General features: G+C 45.2%; 19 protein-coding genes. 13 read left to right on the forward strand and 6 right to left on the reverse strand.

Translation table 11 applies throughout. The features are described 5' to 3' along the window. Nucleotides 1-107 precede the first annotated feature (107 nt). The 4 genes from AC23N5_RS03490 (at nucleotide 108) to AC23N5_RS03505 (ending at nucleotide 3,484) form a co-directional block, all read left to right on the forward strand. Nucleotides 108-488: a DUF7670 domain-containing protein gene (locus AC23N5_RS03490; RefSeq protein ID WP_487754494.1), complete on the forward strand. Its 381-nt coding sequence runs from the start codon at nucleotides 108-110 to the stop codon at nucleotides 486-488. Between the two features lie 50 nt (nucleotides 489-538). After that, a complete protein-coding gene (locus AC23N5_RS03495) occupies nucleotides 539-1,699 on the forward strand; it encodes a trans-sulfuration enzyme family protein (RefSeq protein ID WP_487754495.1) in 1,161 nt (386 codons plus the stop codon). Between the two features lie 93 nt (nucleotides 1,700-1,792). Next, nucleotides 1,793-2,107, forward strand: a complete 315-nt coding sequence (gene rhaM, locus AC23N5_RS03500; protein ID WP_183977681.1) for an L-rhamnose mutarotase — start codon at nucleotides 1,793-1,795, stop codon at nucleotides 2,105-2,107. Between the two features lie 24 nt (nucleotides 2,108-2,131). Continuing rightward, nucleotides 2,132-3,484, forward strand: a complete 1,353-nt coding sequence (locus tag AC23N5_RS03505) for a Gfo/Idh/MocA family protein (RefSeq protein WP_183977683.1) — start codon at nucleotides 2,132-2,134, stop codon at nucleotides 3,482-3,484. A 139-nt stretch (nucleotides 3,485-3,623) separates the two neighbouring features. Here the strand turns inward: AC23N5_RS03505 and AC23N5_RS03510 are convergent, their stop codons facing one another. Next, nucleotides 3,624-4,382 carry a DUF547 domain-containing protein gene (locus AC23N5_RS03510; RefSeq protein ID WP_487754496.1) on the reverse strand — a complete coding sequence of 253 codons (759 nt, stop codon included), beginning with the start codon at nucleotides 4,380-4,382 and terminating at the stop codon, nucleotides 3,624-3,626. Nucleotides 4,383-4,470: 88 nt separating this feature from the next. Between AC23N5_RS03510 and AC23N5_RS03515 the strand changes: the two genes are divergently transcribed. Then, entirely contained in the window at nucleotides 4,471-5,259 is a 789-nt protein-coding gene (locus AC23N5_RS03515) for an SDR family oxidoreductase (protein ID WP_487754497.1), read from the forward strand. Between the two features lie 200 nt (nucleotides 5,260-5,459). Next, complete coding sequence (locus AC23N5_RS03520) at nucleotides 5,460-5,867, forward strand: MaoC family dehydratase (RefSeq protein WP_487754498.1); 408 nt, start codon at nucleotides 5,460-5,462, stop codon at nucleotides 5,865-5,867. A gap of 28 nt (nucleotides 5,868-5,895) precedes the next feature. On the opposite strand, the gene AC23N5_RS03525 is transcribed toward AC23N5_RS03520, so the two are convergent. Then, complete coding sequence (locus tag AC23N5_RS03525) at nucleotides 5,896-6,741, reverse strand: DUF3037 domain-containing protein (RefSeq protein WP_487754499.1); 846 nt, start codon at nucleotides 6,739-6,741, stop codon at nucleotides 5,896-5,898. Further along, on the reverse strand, nucleotides 6,738-7,553 hold the full coding sequence (locus AC23N5_RS03530) for a HipA family kinase (RefSeq protein WP_487754500.1): 816 nt from the start codon (nucleotides 7,551-7,553) through the stop codon (nucleotides 6,738-6,740). Before AC23N5_RS03530 ends, AC23N5_RS03525 begins: the two co-directional genes overlap by 4 nt. 86 nt (nucleotides 7,554-7,639) lie before the next feature. On the opposite strand from AC23N5_RS03530, the gene AC23N5_RS03535 reads away from it, so the two are divergent. Then, nucleotides 7,640-8,218, forward strand: a complete 579-nt coding sequence (locus AC23N5_RS03535; protein WP_487754501.1) for a Maf family protein — start codon at nucleotides 7,640-7,642, stop codon at nucleotides 8,216-8,218. A gap of 78 nt (nucleotides 8,219-8,296) precedes the next feature. After that, on the forward strand, nucleotides 8,297-9,073 hold the full coding sequence (locus tag AC23N5_RS03540; RefSeq protein WP_487754502.1) for a hypothetical protein: 777 nt from the start codon (nucleotides 8,297-8,299) through the stop codon (nucleotides 9,071-9,073). Nucleotides 9,074-9,201: 128 nt separating this feature from the next. Here the strand turns inward: AC23N5_RS03540 and AC23N5_RS03545 are convergent, their stop codons facing one another. After that, nucleotides 9,202-10,596 (reverse strand): MptA/MptB family glycosyltransferase, encoded by a 1,395-nt coding sequence (locus AC23N5_RS03545; RefSeq protein WP_487754503.1) that lies wholly within the window; start codon nucleotides 10,594-10,596, stop codon nucleotides 9,202-9,204. A 137-nt stretch (nucleotides 10,597-10,733) separates the two neighbouring features. Here AC23N5_RS03545 and rpmH point away from each other — a divergent pair, with 137 nt between their 5' ends. The 3 genes from rpmH to AC23N5_RS03560 all read left to right on the forward strand — a co-directional run bounded on the left by rpmH (nucleotide 10,734) and on the right by AC23N5_RS03560 (nucleotide 12,160). Beyond that, nucleotides 10,734-10,892 (forward strand): 50S ribosomal protein L34, encoded by a 159-nt coding sequence (rpmH, locus tag AC23N5_RS03550; protein ID WP_028523643.1) that lies wholly within the window; start codon nucleotides 10,734-10,736, stop codon nucleotides 10,890-10,892. A gap of 77 nt (nucleotides 10,893-10,969) precedes the next feature. Beyond that, nucleotides 10,970-11,359, forward strand: coding sequence for a ribonuclease P protein component (locus tag AC23N5_RS03555; RefSeq protein ID WP_487754504.1), 390 nt, complete (start codon nucleotides 10,970-10,972; stop codon nucleotides 11,357-11,359). A 99-nt stretch (nucleotides 11,360-11,458) separates the two neighbouring features. After that, nucleotides 11,459-12,160 carry a response regulator transcription factor gene (locus AC23N5_RS03560; RefSeq protein ID WP_028523641.1) on the forward strand — a complete coding sequence of 234 codons (702 nt, stop codon included), beginning with the start codon at nucleotides 11,459-11,461 and terminating at the stop codon, nucleotides 12,158-12,160. 6 nt (nucleotides 12,161-12,166) lie between these two features. Here AC23N5_RS03560 and AC23N5_RS03565 read toward each other — a convergent pair whose 3' ends face one another. Next, nucleotides 12,167-13,387 (reverse strand): NADH-quinone oxidoreductase subunit D, encoded by a 1,221-nt coding sequence (locus AC23N5_RS03565; protein ID WP_487754505.1) that lies wholly within the window; start codon nucleotides 13,385-13,387, stop codon nucleotides 12,167-12,169. Between the two features lie 108 nt (nucleotides 13,388-13,495). Here AC23N5_RS03565 and AC23N5_RS03570 point away from each other — a divergent pair, with 108 nt between their 5' ends. Next, nucleotides 13,496-14,062, forward strand: coding sequence for a hypothetical protein (locus tag AC23N5_RS03570; protein WP_183977699.1), 567 nt, complete (start codon nucleotides 13,496-13,498; stop codon nucleotides 14,060-14,062). Here the strand turns inward: AC23N5_RS03570 and AC23N5_RS03575 are convergent, their stop codons facing one another. Next, nucleotides 14,063-14,548 carry a MarR family winged helix-turn-helix transcriptional regulator gene (locus AC23N5_RS03575; RefSeq protein ID WP_183977701.1) on the reverse strand — a complete coding sequence of 162 codons (486 nt, stop codon included), beginning with the start codon at nucleotides 14,546-14,548 and terminating at the stop codon, nucleotides 14,063-14,065. 191 nt (nucleotides 14,549-14,739) lie between these two features. On the opposite strand from AC23N5_RS03575, the gene AC23N5_RS03580 reads away from it, so the two are divergent. Beyond that, nucleotides 14,740-15,786 (forward strand): HlyD family secretion protein, encoded by a 1,047-nt coding sequence (locus tag AC23N5_RS03580; protein WP_487754506.1) that lies wholly within the window; start codon nucleotides 14,740-14,742, stop codon nucleotides 15,784-15,786. Nucleotides 15,787-15,807 lie beyond the last annotated feature (21 nt).

The raw sequence follows: 15,807 nt of genomic DNA on the forward strand, positions 1-15,807 counted from the left end.
TAGCAGAATGTTTGTTTGAAATAAACCCTAAAAATTGATTTATGTCAAGTTTTTTAAAGAATTGATTGGAGACTTTTGTCTCACAAAATCAACCAATTAACAAAACCATGAACACTTCAGAACAACTTCGTTACGCCAACTTCTTTCGTGTTTTTGCCCGTTATACACTCCTCATTATCACCTTACTTACCCTTGTATTTGCCCTGCTTTCAGGAGCCGAAACCTACGGAGGTGGGTGGCAAGGGATCATCAAAAATAGCCCTAACGCCTTACCATGGGCTGGGTTATTGCTTCTTTTGGCTATTGCTTGGAAATGGGAGCTTATCGGCGGAAGTATCATCACTTTCTTTGGACTATTTTCCATTTATATGTTCAACATTGGGAGGAATCACTTTTACTGGAGTACTTTATTGTTAACCCTTTTTATTACCCTGCTGGGAGGGTGTTTCTTAGCAAGTGGCATCATTCGCCGAGCTGCCCACTCATAGATATAACAGAATCGGTTATCTTCGCGGAGTTTTGTTCCTTTTTTATTCCCATGCACTACTCCCAAATCATTAACGAACTCGCCGAAGACCGCGAACAGTACTTCAACGCCGTCAGCCCACCGATTGTCCAAACCAGCAATTTTGCCTTCAACGACTTTGCCTCATTACGCAGTGCTTTTGAAGACGAAATGTCGGACTACCTTTATACACGAGGCATGAACCCTACGGTGGATATTCTCCGTAAAAAATTGGCCGCCCTCGACGAGGCCGAAGATGCCCTTGTGCTCAACAGCGGAGCCTCAGCTATCTTTTGCGCCGTTATGTCCAACGTCCAAGCGGGCGACCACATCGTTAGTGTTCAGAAACCCTATACCTGGGCGTGGAAACTGTTTGACAACGTACTGACTCGCTACAACGTAAGCACCACTTACATCGACGGGACACGTATTGAACATTTTGAGGCAGCCCTTCAGCCCAACACCAAAGTCATCTACCTCGAATCTCCCAACAGTCTCACCTTTGAGCTTCAAGACATTGAGGCCGTGGCGAAGTTGGCCAAATCGCGGGGCATCATTACCATCATCGACAATAGCTATTGCACCCCTATTTTCCAAAAACCGCACCGCTTCGGCATTGACCTTTGTCTGCAGTCAGCCACCAAATACATTGGCGGACACTCAGACACCGTGGCGGGTGTGCTCACGGGCAGCAAAGCCATGATAAAACAGGTTTTTGACCGTGAAGCCCACAATACAGGGGCTTTTGTGTCGCCTTTCAATGCGTGGTTGCTGTTGAGGGGCTTGCGCACGTTACCGATTCGCCTCAAACAAAGCGCCGAAAGCACTCAAAAAGTACTGTCTTTCTTCAAAACTCACCCCAAAATTGAGAAAGTCTATTTTCCACTTGACCCCGATTTTCCTCAATACGAGCTTGCTAAACAACAAATGACGGGCGCAAGTGGCTTGATCACCGTGGCCATTAAAGCCGAATCGCACGCCCAAATCGAGCGCTTCACCTTTGACCTCAAGCACTTTTTGTTGGCCGTAAGCTGGGGCGGGCACGAATCGCTGGTATTGCCCAAGTGCGCAGGGTTACACCCCGATGACTTTGACCCTCATGAGCAAGAACACCGATTGATACGATTTTATATTGGGCTAGAAGAGGCAGACTTTCTCATTGAAGATTTGGCTCAGGCATTAGACAAATTGTAGGCACATCGGTTTTTCTATACATAACAGTACAGGAGGGTTGCGCCCAAAGATTCTTTTTGGTTTGTTATCTTTTATTTCTTACCCAAGACACACATGGAAAAAGTTGCTTTTTTAATGAAACTAAAGCCTGGTTTTGAGGCTGAGTATAAAAAACGCCACGACGAAATCTGGCCCGAACTCTCCGCAGTGCTCACCGAGGCGGGGGTTTATGATTATTCGATTTATTTGGACCGTGCTACAGGCATTTTATTTGCGGTTCAAAAACGTACCGAAAACAACACCGCCGACGACCTACCTAACCACCCTATCGTCAAAAAATGGTGGGCATACATGGCCGACATCATGGACACTAACGCCGATAACTCACCCGTGAGTACGTCGATTGACTGTGTCTTTCACATGGATTAATCTTGATTTTTAAACCCTATTTACATGAACACTCCTCAAGAAACGTTTAATCGCCGCGAGTTTATTCAGAAATCTTCGTTGGCAACGGCAGGAATGCTCGCTTCTTCGACCTTGTTTGCCAATGCAACCCCCAGCGCCAAACGCAAAGTAGCGATGGTCGGAACGGGCCACCGTGGAACGAGTATGTGGGGCATACCTGTGGTAAAAGAATTTGGCGACGTCATCGAATTTGTAGGCCTGTGCGACATTAACCCTGGCCGCGCCGAAACAGCCCGCAAAATGCTCAACGTCACTTGCCCGCTTTATACTGACTTTGAGAAAATGATGGCCGAAACCAAGCCTGATATTCTCATCGTAACGACGGTCGATGCCACGCACGATAAGTTCATTGTGAGAGGAATGGAACTGGGGGCGGACATCGTCACCGAAAAGCCCATGACCACCGACGAAGCCAAGTGTCAGGCCATTTTGGACGCCGAAAAGCGTACGGGTAAAAAAGTAACGGTTACGTTCAACTACCGTTATTCGCCACACCGCCAAAAAATCTACGAACTCCTCCGCGAAGGAGCCATCGGAACTGTTACTTCCGTTGATTTTCACTGGTATTTGGACGTTCGCCACGGAGCAGACTACTTCCGCCGTTGGCACCGCCTCAAAGAAAACAGCGGTTCGTTATGGGTACACAAAGCCAGTCACCATTTCGACCTGCTCAACTGGTGGTTGGAATCAGAACCTGAGAGCGTTTTTGCGCAAGGTTCACTGGAGCATTACGGTAAAAATGGAGCACTTAGAGGCAACAATTGCCGCAGTTGTGCCCACAAAAACGAATGTAAGTTTTATTGGGACGTGACGAAAGACAAACGTCTCGTTTCTCTATATGTCGATAATGAAAAACACGATGGCTACTTACGCGACGGCTGTGTTTTCAAGGAAGACATCAATATTTTTGATAAAATGGCGGCCACCATTCATTATGCCAACGGCGTAAACGTGAGTTATTCACTGACCACTTATTCGCCCTATGAAGGCTACCGCATTGCTTTCAACGGGACCAAAGGCCGTTTGGAGGCTTGGATTAAAGAATCAGGCAAAATGACAATTGAGCCCTACGATGAGTTGATGTTGTCGAAAAACTTTGGCGATGTCGAATACATCAAAATTCCTCAAGCCGAAGGACACGGGGGAGGTGATGCTCGCTTGCGAGATAAAATTTTCCGCAACCCGAATGCGCCCGATACCTACCGCCAATCGGCAGGTAGCCGCGACGGCGCCATGGCGATTTTGGTCGGAATCGGTGCTCGGAAAAGCATTCAAACGGGTCAGCCCGTCAAAATTTCAGACCTTACCGACTTGAAGCCCAAAGCGGTGAAGGCTTAGAGTCGATGGTTTACGGTTTTAAATGCAGAATGAATCATAATAGTGAGTCGGGTTGCTTACAACCCGACATTTTTATTACCCCTACCAAAGCTTATTCAATTTTTAAACCCAAAACCTCAAACCCAAAACCTTAAACACCCTACTTCCCATTCAACTCCCAATCATAATCTAAGTAAGACACGGGGGTATTGGCCTCAATTTTCACGGTCGAATATTTATTTACCCACTCCACTATCGGCATTTTTTTGGTAAAATCGCCGCCGTACCACGTCAAAATCTTCGATAGTTCCGCTTTGTCTTTGCGGATATTATTCTTCGACTTATCATTCATAAAATCTCGTCCTTGCTCGTCCAATTGCTTGTTGAGTTGGTCGGCCGTAAACGCCTCATTACGCAGCGGTGGGCACGATTTGGCCGCACACACCAAGGCAAAATGAATACGTGGCTCGTCAAATTTTTTGCGAATAATCCCGTGTTCTATGTCGTTCAGGTTCATTTTTTTTCCGCCAATGACGATAAAATTGACCGTCCACGCATCGCTCACAAACGGGATTTTAATTTTAGAGCCAATGTCTTTGATAGTAGAAATCCCAGGGTAATGGTCAAGGATAAGCTGAACTGTAAAGGCATTGTACGCATTTATCCAGTACGCCAACTGCTCCTCTTTCGTCCATTTATTATTAGGAGCGCTGGCACTGAGCATATCCAAGTACTTTTTTAGCTCGTCATAATCCTTTTTAAACGCCGTATAATTGACAAATCCTTTGTCATTTACGTGTTTTTTGAGAAGTTTGTCCCACGCCGAATGATCCACGGGAGCGGCCGTTGAGGTTGGCGTAGCGGTACAACTACCAAATAGCCCCACGACAAAAAACAGAACAAAAGCGAAACTGCGCATAATTTTCGATGGTTTTATCCTACAAACGTAAATCTCTGAAAAACGGTTTTTACTATCGTCCAAACGCGCTAACTATTTTTAGAATCAAATGAATCTTGACTTAACCCACAAAACTGCCATTGTCTGCGGAAGTACCCAAGGTATTGGACGTGCGTCGGCCGTCGAACTTGCCCTTTTGGGGGCGAATGTCACGCTTATGGCCCGCAACGAAGCCTCATTACAAGCAACTTTAGCGGCACTTGACACCAGCAAAGGACAAACTCACCGCTACCTTGTCGCCGATTTTGCCAGTAGTAGTTCGGTAAAAAACGCCATCGACGCCTATTTAGCCGAATTTCCTGAAGTACATATTTTGGTCAACAATACAGGTGGCCCGACGGGAGGCCCCATCATCGACGCTGCCCCCGAGCAGTTTTTGGCTACCTTTGAAATGCACCTCGTCAACAACCAACTTTTGGCGCAGGCCGTTGTTCCTGCCATGAAAAAAGCAGGTTTTGGCCGAATTATCAACATCATTTCCACTTCCGTGAAGCAGCCTATCGTTGGCTTGGGAGTTTCAAATACCATTCGTTGGGCGGTGGCAAGTTGGGCAAAAACGCTTTCGCTCGAAATCGGTAAATTTGGCATTACGGTCAACAACGTCTTGCCTGGTTATACCAAAACAGGCAGGTTGGATTCGGTGAACAAAATGCGTGCCCGAGCGACAGGAAAAACGGTTGAAGAAATTGCCACTCAACTCGAAGCCGAAATCCCTATTGGTCGTTTTGCCGAAGCCGAAGAAGTCGCCGCCGCCGTGGCCTTTTTATGCAGTCCTGCCGCCGCTGCTATCAGCGGCATCAACCTGCCCGTAGATGGCGGAAAAACCGCAAGCCTTTAAAATTGAATGTCGAGTCATTTTTTACCCGCAGATATACGCTGAATAAAACAAACGCAGATTTTCGCTGAATAAGGATTTAAGAAAGCCGTTCATCTGCGGTTATCTGCGCCTCTCAGTCTGCGCCAATCGGCGGGTAAAACTTTAAATAAACTTAGCCAACACTCTAACAAACTTGATATTACCTCTAAATCTTTATAAAAATGAAACTTTCCATTGGCGACACGTACGAGTACGAATTCCGTTTTTCACAAGAAGAAGTCATTGCATTTGCTCAGCTTACGGGCGACGATAACCCTTTGCACTTAGACCCCGATTACGCTGCTACAACGCCCTTCAAACGCCCGATTATCCACGGGATGCTAGGCGCTAGTGTTTTCACCAAAATCATTGGCACCCGTTTTCCTGGTTACGGTTCGATTTACGTAGGACAAACGTTTCAGTTTTTACGCCCTATGTTTGTCGATACCGATTACAAAGTGAAGTTTACCGTACAAAACCTTAACCCCGAAAAGCACACAGGTGAAATTTTAGGTGAGGTATTTGACGTAACGACGGGTAAAATCACGACCAAAGGCGTCGCAACGCTTATGCACAAAGAGAAGATATGATACAATTGGCGTGAGAAGAACGAAGAAGTTACGAGGCTATTGACTCTAAAGTTTTAATGGCATACTCGTCAATTCGTTCTTCTTCCCATATTTTAACATAATTTGGTCGGCTAAGAATACCAACGGCTTCATCATACGATTTGATTAACGCTTTCCTCTTGGGTTTTGCCAACAGTATGTCAAAACGTGCATGATTTTCCACCGCAAAGTCTTGCAACAAAGTTACTTTGCCAAAGTTAAGCGTAGCTTTACGAATAATTGATTCTGGACGACTAAGGTCAAAACTAACAGGATTCACTACATTATAAGTACCGTTTTGCCAAGCAAAAGGGAAGCTGTAATCGCCAATTTTTATGTTTTTGTCTATTTTATTTCCCTCAAAAATAGCTTCATTACGCCCCTTTAAATGATTTTGGTATTCTTTTATCAGGTACTCTTCATCTCTTTTCTTAGATTCTTCCTGCTCTAAATCATAAATCGCCAGGTATAAATTGCGAAGCTGCTGAACAATGTTGGTAAGATTATCCGTATAAAGAATACCTGTTCTTACCTCTCCAAACTGCAATATAGATTCATCCCGAATCAACAATTCATTATCAATAAAGTCAAGAGGGCGATTTTGGTAGTCGTTAAGAATTTCGGGTTGTTTATTAAGGAAGGCTACTTTTTGCACAATTCCTTTAAAAAACGCTTTTAGAGTTTTTTCAGAGACTCCATTAGGATAGGCCGCTTTTAAACGAGTAAGACGCTCAGGATATACAAACTCGATTTTTTGTTGTGCTGGAAAAATCACCAATACACCCACATTCAACACCTCACCCAAAGCTGTGTTGAAATGATACTGTAAGGGGCTATATTGGTAAACTGCGTTCATATGATTTTCTGAGTCAGCAAGTTACAGAACTTATCTGGATTTAATTTTACTTTTTGAACATATTGCTCTACAAGTGCAAAATTACCAATTGATATATTTTTTGCAGCCAAAAAATGAGCCATTTCTCTTAACGCTACAACAGTTAGTCCTTGTAAATAACTCCAAAAAGTGTCAAAAATATCTCCTTTGGCATTCTTTCGCATTTTGTACAAATTAGGATAAAACAAATGCTTTTCTGCTGGATAGTGCCAAATACCCTCTTGCAAATCTTGGATTATTTTTGAATTCCCATTATCCAAATCATCAGCAAAAGGAAAAATTTGTTCATGGTCAATCAATAAAAAGCCTTCATCGTCAATCAACAAATTAGGCTTATTTCGGTACCCACCTCGGTCTAAATTGAAAACAAAATTATCAAAAGCAAATACGGTTGCCAAATCATAATCATGAAGAATTGAGGTTAGATTGGTTGGGTCAACAATACTCATCGCCCTCCATTCACAGCCAAATTTAAAGCCAGAATCCTTCCCATCAAGCTGTTTTTTTGCTTCGCTGGGCAGCAAAGAAATAAAATCGTCCGAAAAATGTACTAAACCCGCTTCTGGTACTGGTAAGTCAAACTCACGGGCCAAAACATTCCCAAACATCTCTTTTGCAATCGGATGCTGTTGTTTCATTTGCCGTTCCGTAAATAGCTTCACCACAAACTCTCTGAGTATTCCTTTTTCATCGCATACCATTATTCGCCAAGGGTTCGTTGACCCTCCTGAAGTTATAATTTTTTGAAATGAAATGGCCTCAAAAACCTTCAATGGCAAAAAGTTTATTTGTATCCAACTGAATCTAATGCTTAAAATTACATTTTTATTCCCAAACAGTTACTACAAATTGTCGTTCAATGATAAACCTCTCTCACGCTCTCGTTCTTGCTTCCAACTCTCCACGCCGTCAGCAATTACTGCGGGAAATGGGGGTTAAATTTACGGTGCAAGTTCGCCCAACCGACGAGCTTTTTCCCGCTGATATGCCCGTTTCGGACGTGGCTGGGTACTTGGCCCAACACAAAGCCGAACAATTTGCCCATGATTTAGGCGAAAAACTCATTCTTTGTGCTGATACCGTCGTGGTCGTCGATGATACCATTCTCAACAAACCTGCCAATGCCGCCGAAGCACGCGAGATGTTACAATTGTTGTCGGGGCGGTCGCACCAGGTCATCACAGGCGTGTCTTTGTTAAGTCCTCAGGGTTACCAAACCATCAGCGATGTAGCCCATGTGGCATTTAAAACACTCTCCGAGAGTGAAATTGAGGATTACATCGCCCATTACCGCCCATTCGACAAAGCGGGGGCATATGGCGTGCAAGAATGGATTGGCATGATAGGGATTCCGCGTATCGAGGGTTCATTTTATACGATTATGGGGTTGCCGCTTCATAAAGTTTACGAACTTTTGCAGCCTTTTATGGTAGCCTAACCGTTCGTCAAAAAATTATTTGAAAGCGAGTTTTCTGTGCGTATTTTTGTTGTACAGCACTGAAAATTCGCTTTTGCCATGAAACACCTACGACTCGTTTTGTTTTTAGTTGCCGCTTCACTCATGTCGGGTTGCAGCACGTATTTTTACCAATGGAAACCTGCCTCAGGCGACATTGCCTGGATAGAAGGAAGAGAAGTGACGCGCGCCGAACAAAACGGCGTTGTTTTGGTCGCCTCCTACGAGTTTGAAGATGCCCACAACATTGTTTTGGACGTCGAAGTCAAAAATCGCACGCAGGCTTCGCTCTTGGTTGACCCCAACGATTTTCACTACATCCCTTTCGATACTAAAAACGACACCCTTCGCAGTGCTATCAACGCCTCCTACACGGCTTTTTACCGCGCCCTCAATCCCGAAGAAAAAATTCAACAAGCAACGTTGGACATCCAACGCGAAAAACGACGCCTTGCCGCAGCGTCTATTCTGAACGGCGTGTTGTTGGTGGCAACCGTTGCCAGCGACATCAACTCGTCCAACCGCCGCGATAAGTCGTGGACGCAACGCGCCAACTCGCAATATGCCCACGCTCAAGCCTATAATTTTATCATCCAAAAACAAATTGCTGACGTAAATCTCCAACGAATCCGCACGGAACGACTACAACACGAACGCGCCAATTGGCAAGAAATGTCCCTGCGAAAAACTACCCTTCCGCCCAACGAATCGATACGCGGTTTGGTGTTCTTGCCCAAAGACGAACGCGCTTCTTCGGCTTGGCTGACCTACACTTCCCCCAGCGATTCTACCCAAATGCAGTTAAAATTTTTGCAGGAAAAGATAAAAGGGAATTAAGCGAAGGGCAAGTTTGCAAGAGGCAAAAGGCAAGTTTGCAAGAGGCAAGAGGCAAGTTTGCAAGAGGCAAGGGGCACGTTTGCAAGAGGCAAAAGGCAAAGGGCAAGAGGTAAATAAGCAAAAGAGGGTTAGTTAGTTTCCCAATCAATACCTTTTAGAAAGGCTTCGTACGCAAAAAGGCCGAAAACAAGAATGTATTCTACCCCTACCACTCGGAGATTTTCATGGTAGGGAGACGAAGCGTAGGCCAGGTACGTCAAAGGTAACATCAGCGACCAAAGCACAGGGTACCAATGCCTTGTAACCGCCCCCAACGCCACAAGCGTCGTAATGTACCACGGGTGTACGGTCGTGGCTAAAAAGAAATAGACGGTCAACGACAGGAGCATTTTCTCGACAAGGCTGCGTTTTTGAAATGCTAACCAACTCACCGTTCCCAAGGTGATCAATGACAACACAGGCCCCAACGATTGGATAAGGTTATAACCCGTTATCCGATAGCCAACTTCACGTAGGAGGTAATAGACGCTGGCATTAAACTCAAACTTCTGGAAATACAAATCAAGGCTTGCTCCAACGTTGGCAAAAAGACTTTTATTCAAAAAAGGGAGAAATAAACCAACCATTGTTGCGCCTACGACTCCACTGTAGATTATTCCTTTCTGCCAACCTACCCGCCGTACCAGTAATGGTAGAAAAATCAGCGGCAGCAGCTTTACCGATGCCCCAAGTCCCAACGCCACAGCAGAGGCTGTCACGTAAGAATCCTTAAACCAAGGTCGATTGAACCAACGCACAGCCAGTAACACAAAGAACAACGTCACTGCTTCGAAATGTAAGTTGCCAGTTAGTTCCACAATCACCAGCGGGTTTAAGGCATAGACCAAACCGTTGATTTTCCGCTTTGCCGATGGTCGAATTCCAAGGTTTTTGGGGGATGATAACAACCAGCAATTCCCCACCTCAGCCATGAGAATGATAACCCGCATCACAACCACCGAAAGTTGGACATTATCCCCTCCAATCCAGGCTGCCATGCCAAAAAACAACTGGTTAAGAGGGGGGTAAACTGTAAAGTAATTGGGGGAATTAAGCCCTTCGTACAAAGCTGTGCTTAGATTTGCTGATAAAAAAAGGGGTGAATGAAGCACGTTGGAAGGAAGATACAGGTATGGATTAACACCCGCCACCAACAGGCGTCCGTCCCACACAAAACGAAAAAAATCATCGGACAAAACAGGCGTTGAAAACAGAAACACAAGCCGCAAAAGCACGGCAATCCCCATCCACCAACGCGTTTGTGCCGCATTCCACGAGCGAGTTACGACAAGCCCATATACCAAAAATAGGCTTCCATACACCAAAATCAACGTTTTTGATTGTGTACGGTCTATTTCATAGCCAATCCACCAATAACCAATGCAACCACTCAACAAGACTAGCAGCATCCACCCTATTGGCTGTTTGTCAGGCAACGTGTGCAGGGGTAATTTGGGGGTTTGATGACGCTGAAAGAGGGGCATAAAGTCGTTGAATACAAGTAATCAGCAACAAAGGTCGGTTTTTTCTTCAAAATTAGTTTGTAAACTTTTGAAAGTTTCCGTACCTTTGCGGACTCGTTTTGAAATCAAGGATTTACAGGTAATAAAAGGCATAAGAAATGAAACGTACATATCAACCTTCAAACCGCAAAAGACGTAACAAGCACGGATTCCGTGAGCGTATGTCTTCTGCTAATGGCCGCAAAGTATTGGCAGCTCGTCGCAAAAAAGGCCGTTGGAAATTGACAGTTTCTGACGAGAAGCGTCACAAGCAATAAAAGTCAATAGTTTAGAGTTTGAAGTCTAAAGTTGTCGCTTTGTAAGTTACCGCTTTGGCTTGATGCTCGATGCTAAGATGAAGCAAACTTTCCCAAAAACTGAACGTCTCTGTAGTCGAAAAACCATAGGGCGTTTGTTCGAAAAAGGTAGTACGGAAGCAAAAACGTCCTACCTTTTTCCATTTAAGGTATTTTATCTAGTTGATTCGGACGTTCCGCCGAATCAGCCTCCTCAAGTCTTGTTTTCGATTTCAAAGCGCAATTTCAAAAAAGCGGTTGATCGAAACCTTCTACGCCGCCGTTGTCGAGAGGCGTATCGAAAGAATAAATATCTTTTCTTTTCTTCTCCAGAACAGCGTCCACCAAGCTACATTGCGTTTATTCTTATTGCCAAAACAAAAGTGGACTACGAAACCATCGAGCGTGGTTTACAGAAGCTTATTGGGCGCCTCGGTAAGGAATTGTAAAAGTGATTTCTACTGTTAAATTTGTGTTAAGAATAAGTTTAGCGTGTTAAAATTGTTTACACGACTCGTAATTTCGTCGCCGTAATAAAAATCCATGCTATGAGCGCTGCCAAATCGGCTCAAATCGCACACAAAGTTTTAGTCGTCGATGACGACCCAGATATTGTTGAGCTACTTGAATACAATTTAGAAAAAGAAGGTTACGAAGTAGCCACCGCTGCCAACGGAAAAATGGCCATTGAAACGGCTCGCTCGTTTATCCCTGAGCTGGTCGTTCTCGATATTATGATGCCTCAAATGGACGGTATCGAAACCGCCCGCCAACTGCGAGCAATCCCCGATTTTAGAAATACCTACATCTTATTTTTGACCGCCCGCTCGGAAGAATATTCGGAAGTAGCCGCTTTCGAGATTGGTGCCGACGACTACCTGACCAAGCCCATCAAGCCACGCGCGCTGATGAGCCGTATCAATGCGCTTTTTAGAAGAGAAGCCCAAAAATCGGAGCCAGAGTCCCAAATTGAGATTGCAGGCTTGCACATCAACCGTAAAAATTATACGGTTACGAAGGGCGATAAAGCGGTTGTTTTGCCAAAAAAAGAATTTGAATTGTTGTTTTTCTTGGCCAATCACCCCAATAAAGTCTTCAACCGTGAAGAACTTTTGCAAAAAATTTGGGGAGCCGATATTTATGTTCTCGAACGCACCGTCGATGTTCACATTCGTAAAGTCCGTGAAAAGGTCGGCGAAAACTACATCAAAACCCTCAAAGGCGTAGGGTACATGTTTACCGACGAATAGAAATTCCTAGCGATCTACTTCGCCCATTACGACGTCGATAGAACCGATAATAGCCACTAAGTCAGCGAGCATAGCACCGCGTGAGATTTCGGCAATGACCGATAAGTTATTGAACGAACACGCTCGTGCTTTGCATCGCACAGGAATATCCGACCTCCCATCGGTACGGAAGAAAAAGCCTAGTTCACCTTTGGGATTTTCGGCTCTTATGTAAAAATCCATCGCCTGAGGGCGAATTTTCTTCGGCACAACTGCCTGCGGGTCAAAGTCAGGCGTGCGACGGTGCTCTCCCAACAGTTTTTCTACACACTGTTCGATCAGGCCAAGAGATTCCCAGCACTCCTGCACCCGAACGTAGTTTCTATCCCAACAGTCGCCAACAGTACCCACGAGTCCTTCGCCAATCGGTACGTTAAATTCCAACTCAGGATAGACCGAATAGCCATCCACTTTACGCAAATCCCAACGCAAGCCCGAACCGCGCAACACAGGCCCCGAGCAGCCATAATTGATGGCCACGGGGAGCGGCAAAACGCCGACATTGGCCGTACGCTCCACAAAAATCTTGTTGTCGATGACCAATTGTTGCAATTCCCGCAGTTTGGGTTTGAGATAACTCACAAATTCCTGACAGCGCTCTTCAAAACCTACGGGCAAATCGTAAAATAAGCCTCCAACCCAAACGTAGTTATAGAGCATTCGAGCGCCCGAAAGCCACTCTAACATCCGCAAAATATGTTCGCGGTCGCGCATGAGCCACAAAAAAGGCGTGTATGCCCCAATGTCCATGGCATACGTACCAATGGCTACAAAATGCGAAGCCAGGCGGTTGAGTTCTGCTACCAACACCCGAATGTATTCAATCCGCTTTGGAATATCTTTCTCTATGCCTAACATCCGTTCGACACCCATCACGTAGGCATGTTCGGAGTTGATAGCCGCCACGTAGTCCATCCGATCTACGTACGGGATGATTTGGTTGAAAGGCAGCGACTCGGCGTGTTTCTCAAAACAACGGTGCAAGTACCCAAGGTGCGGCACTACGTCCACGATAATTTCACCATCCGATACCACTTCTAAGCGCAACACTCCGTGGGTGGAAGGGTGCTGCGGGCCTAAGTTAATCACCATTTCTTCCGACTTTAGCTGGTCGGCGGTGTATTTACTCGGCTCCGAAATGTTCAAATGCTCGGGTTGGTAATCGTATTGTACCGTTGTAGTAGCCATAGCAATGGGTCAAATTGAGGATGCAAGTTAGCAAGAAAATCCTTCTGCCTCGCCCTTACTAACCTTTGGCGTTTGTATATTTGTCACGGACGAAGAGAAGAAAGCGCTATGCACGAGATAGAACCTTTTTATAATTGGGAAAAACATTATGTCGCTGCCAACGACCGCAAATCCCCTTTTTACGGTCGAGACTATAATTTAAACCAGTACGAGCACGACATTTACGGGTATTATATTCACCCTTTGTGGGACGAAATAGACTCCGAGACGCTCTATGTCAAGATTTTATTTGCTGACTACAAGAAGAAGTTTGCCGTCATTGAGCTTTTTGGGGAATGGAACGACACGCTTCACAACGACATCATGCACTTCAAACGCAATGTCATCGACCATTTGCTGGCCCAAGGCATCAATAAATACATTCTTATTGCCGAAAATATTCTCAATTTTCACGGCTCCGACGATGAATATTATGCCGAATGGTTTGACGAAATCGAAGATGGCTGGATTGCCGTTGTGGGTTCGCGCGACCATACCGAACGCGAATGGAAACGCTACCGACTCGACTATTACCTCAATTTTGGGGGAACTCTCCACCTTGAAAACTGGCGCACGCTACAGCCTCAACCTTTTTTTGAGTTGGTGCAAAGTTTGATTGTGCGGCGCTTGATGTAGCTATTCTTCGGCATCAAGCACTGCCAGCAAATCGCACATGGTATCCACCATTTGGTTATATTTTTTGGCACTTACTGCTTTTTCAAAACGCGCCTGCATTCCTTGCATTTCTTCGTTTAAGTCTAGCAAAAACTCTTTGCCACGATCGTCCAAAAAAATGATGCTCGCTCGGGCATCTTTTTCGCTTGGGCAGCTGTAAACGTAACCCGTTTCTTCTAACTCTTTGACGGCTTTACTCATGGCTTGCTTGGTCACTTCCAACTTTTTGGCCAATTCACTGCTCGTAATCCCTTCCTCCTCAATGTTGACCAACAACGAAATCGAGCTCATCTTAATATCTGTGTAGCCACGTTTCTCTAAAAGTGGGGCAATGTGAAGATGAACGTGACGCTTGAGCCGCCACAAAAGCCGCCCAATGGAGCGCTGACGCATTGATTCAAACTTCTCAAAGCTATATATCCGTCCTGATGCAAGTACTTTTTCCATGTTACAAATCTATTGGAATACAGGTTATTAAAAAATAGCACTCAAATTTTAATCCAATTTTTAGTCAACTTATTTGACTTTTTTGGTCAACTTAGTTTACCTTTGTTGCCACAAATATAGTCAACCAAGTTTACTTATAACTTTTTTGTAAAACAACTTATTGCTCACCTCCGCATAAAAAACAAAACGCCATGGATACCACTTCATCTAAAAGTCCTTTCAAAAAACTGCTACCATTTGCCGTTGTTCTTGCCGTACTCGGCGTAGGTAGTTTTTACGGTTTTCAATCGTATCGTTACAATCAAACCTACGAAACCACCGACAATGCCCAGATTGAAACCAAGAACTCGCCCGTTCTTGCCCGCGTAGCAGGGTATGTACTCGAATCGAACGTAGAAGATTATAAAAGTGTACGCGCCAACGACCGTCTTATTGAGATTGACCCCCAAGAATACCAAATTGCCGTAGCCCAAGCCGATGCCGACCTACAACAAGCCGTAGCCGACATCGAAACCGCCAAAGCAGCGCTCCGCAACGCTCAAGAAGCGTACAAAGTAACCAAGGCCAACGCCGACGTACAAGCCAGCCGCAAAACCAAAGCCGCGGCCGACCTGACTCGTGACAAAAACCTGTACGAAGGAGGCTCAACGACCAAAAAAGTACTAGACGATAGCCAAGCCAACGTAGAAGTGCAAAATCGCCAATACGACGCAGCTTTGGCCCAAGTAAACCAAGCGAAAGTAGCCGAAGGGGCAGCGATAGCGACCATCAAAAAAATGGAAGCCATGGTAAAAGTAAAGCAAACCGTGCTCGACCAAGCCAAATTACGTTTGTCATATACCCACATCGACGCGCCTGTATCGGGAAAAACGGGCAAAATCAACGTTGCCAAAGGGCAATACCTACAACCTGGGCAAAACCTGTTCACGATTGTCAACGAAGCAGCTTACTGGGTAACGGCCAATTTTAAAGAAACCCAACTCGAAAAAATGCGCGTAGGACAGCCCGTTGAGCTCAAAATTGATGCGTACCCAACGTTAAAAATAAGTGGTAAAATCCAAACTATTTCCGACGCTACAGGCGCGAAATTCTCGCTTCTTCCTCCCGACAACGCTTCGGGTAACTTCGTAAAGCTTACGCAGCGCGTTCCCGTTAAAATCGAGATTGAGCACCCCGAACAATACAAAGAACTACTCCGCGCTGGTTTGAGCGTTGAAGTAGCGGTCAAAGTACGGTAAACGAGGTTCAATCATCGGAGT

The sequence above is a fragment of the Runella sp. R5_40 genome (assembly GCF_057652295.1).

Bases quoted from the DNA above. Each gene is read 5' to 3' on its own strand.
- AC23N5_RS03490 (WP_487754494.1), top strand. From the start codon at position 108: ATGAACACTTCAGAACAACTTCGTTACGCCAACTTCTTTCGTGTTTTT.
- AC23N5_RS03495 (WP_487754495.1), top strand. From the start codon at position 539: ATGCACTACTCCCAAATCATTAACGAACTCGCCGAAGACCGCGAACAG.
- rhaM (WP_183977681.1), top strand. From the start codon at position 1,793: ATGGAAAAAGTTGCTTTTTTAATGAAACTAAAGCCTGGTTTTGAGGCT.
- AC23N5_RS03505 (WP_183977683.1), top strand. From the start codon at position 2,132: ATGAACACTCCTCAAGAAACGTTTAATCGCCGCGAGTTTATTCAGAAA.
- AC23N5_RS03510 (WP_487754496.1), bottom strand. From the start codon at position 4,382: ATGCGCAGTTTCGCTTTTGTTCTGTTTTTTGTCGTGGGGCTATTTGGT.
- AC23N5_RS03515 (WP_487754497.1), top strand. From the start codon at position 4,471: ATGAATCTTGACTTAACCCACAAAACTGCCATTGTCTGCGGAAGTACC.
- AC23N5_RS03520 (WP_487754498.1), top strand. From the start codon at position 5,460: ATGAAACTTTCCATTGGCGACACGTACGAGTACGAATTCCGTTTTTCA.
- AC23N5_RS03525 (WP_487754499.1), bottom strand. From the start codon at position 6,741: ATGAACGCAGTTTACCAATATAGCCCCTTACAGTATCATTTCAACACA.
- AC23N5_RS03535 (WP_487754501.1), top strand. From the start codon at position 7,640: ATGATAAACCTCTCTCACGCTCTCGTTCTTGCTTCCAACTCTCCACGC.
- AC23N5_RS03540 (WP_487754502.1), top strand. From the start codon at position 8,297: ATGAAACACCTACGACTCGTTTTGTTTTTAGTTGCCGCTTCACTCATG.
- AC23N5_RS03545 (WP_487754503.1), bottom strand. From the start codon at position 10,596: ATGCCCCTCTTTCAGCGTCATCAAACCCCCAAATTACCCCTGCACACG.
- rpmH (WP_028523643.1), top strand. From the start codon at position 10,734: ATGAAACGTACATATCAACCTTCAAACCGCAAAAGACGTAACAAGCAC.
- AC23N5_RS03555 (WP_487754504.1), top strand. From the start codon at position 10,970: ATGAAGCAAACTTTCCCAAAAACTGAACGTCTCTGTAGTCGAAAAACC.
- AC23N5_RS03560 (WP_028523641.1), top strand. From the start codon at position 11,459: ATGAGCGCTGCCAAATCGGCTCAAATCGCACACAAAGTTTTAGTCGTC.
- AC23N5_RS03565 (WP_487754505.1), bottom strand. From the start codon at position 13,387: ATGGCTACTACAACGGTACAATACGATTACCAACCCGAGCATTTGAAC.
- AC23N5_RS03570 (WP_183977699.1), top strand. From the start codon at position 13,496: ATGCACGAGATAGAACCTTTTTATAATTGGGAAAAACATTATGTCGCT.
- AC23N5_RS03575 (WP_183977701.1), bottom strand. From the start codon at position 14,548: ATGGAAAAAGTACTTGCATCAGGACGGATATATAGCTTTGAGAAGTTT.
- AC23N5_RS03580 (WP_487754506.1), top strand. From the start codon at position 14,740: ATGGATACCACTTCATCTAAAAGTCCTTTCAAAAAACTGCTACCATTT.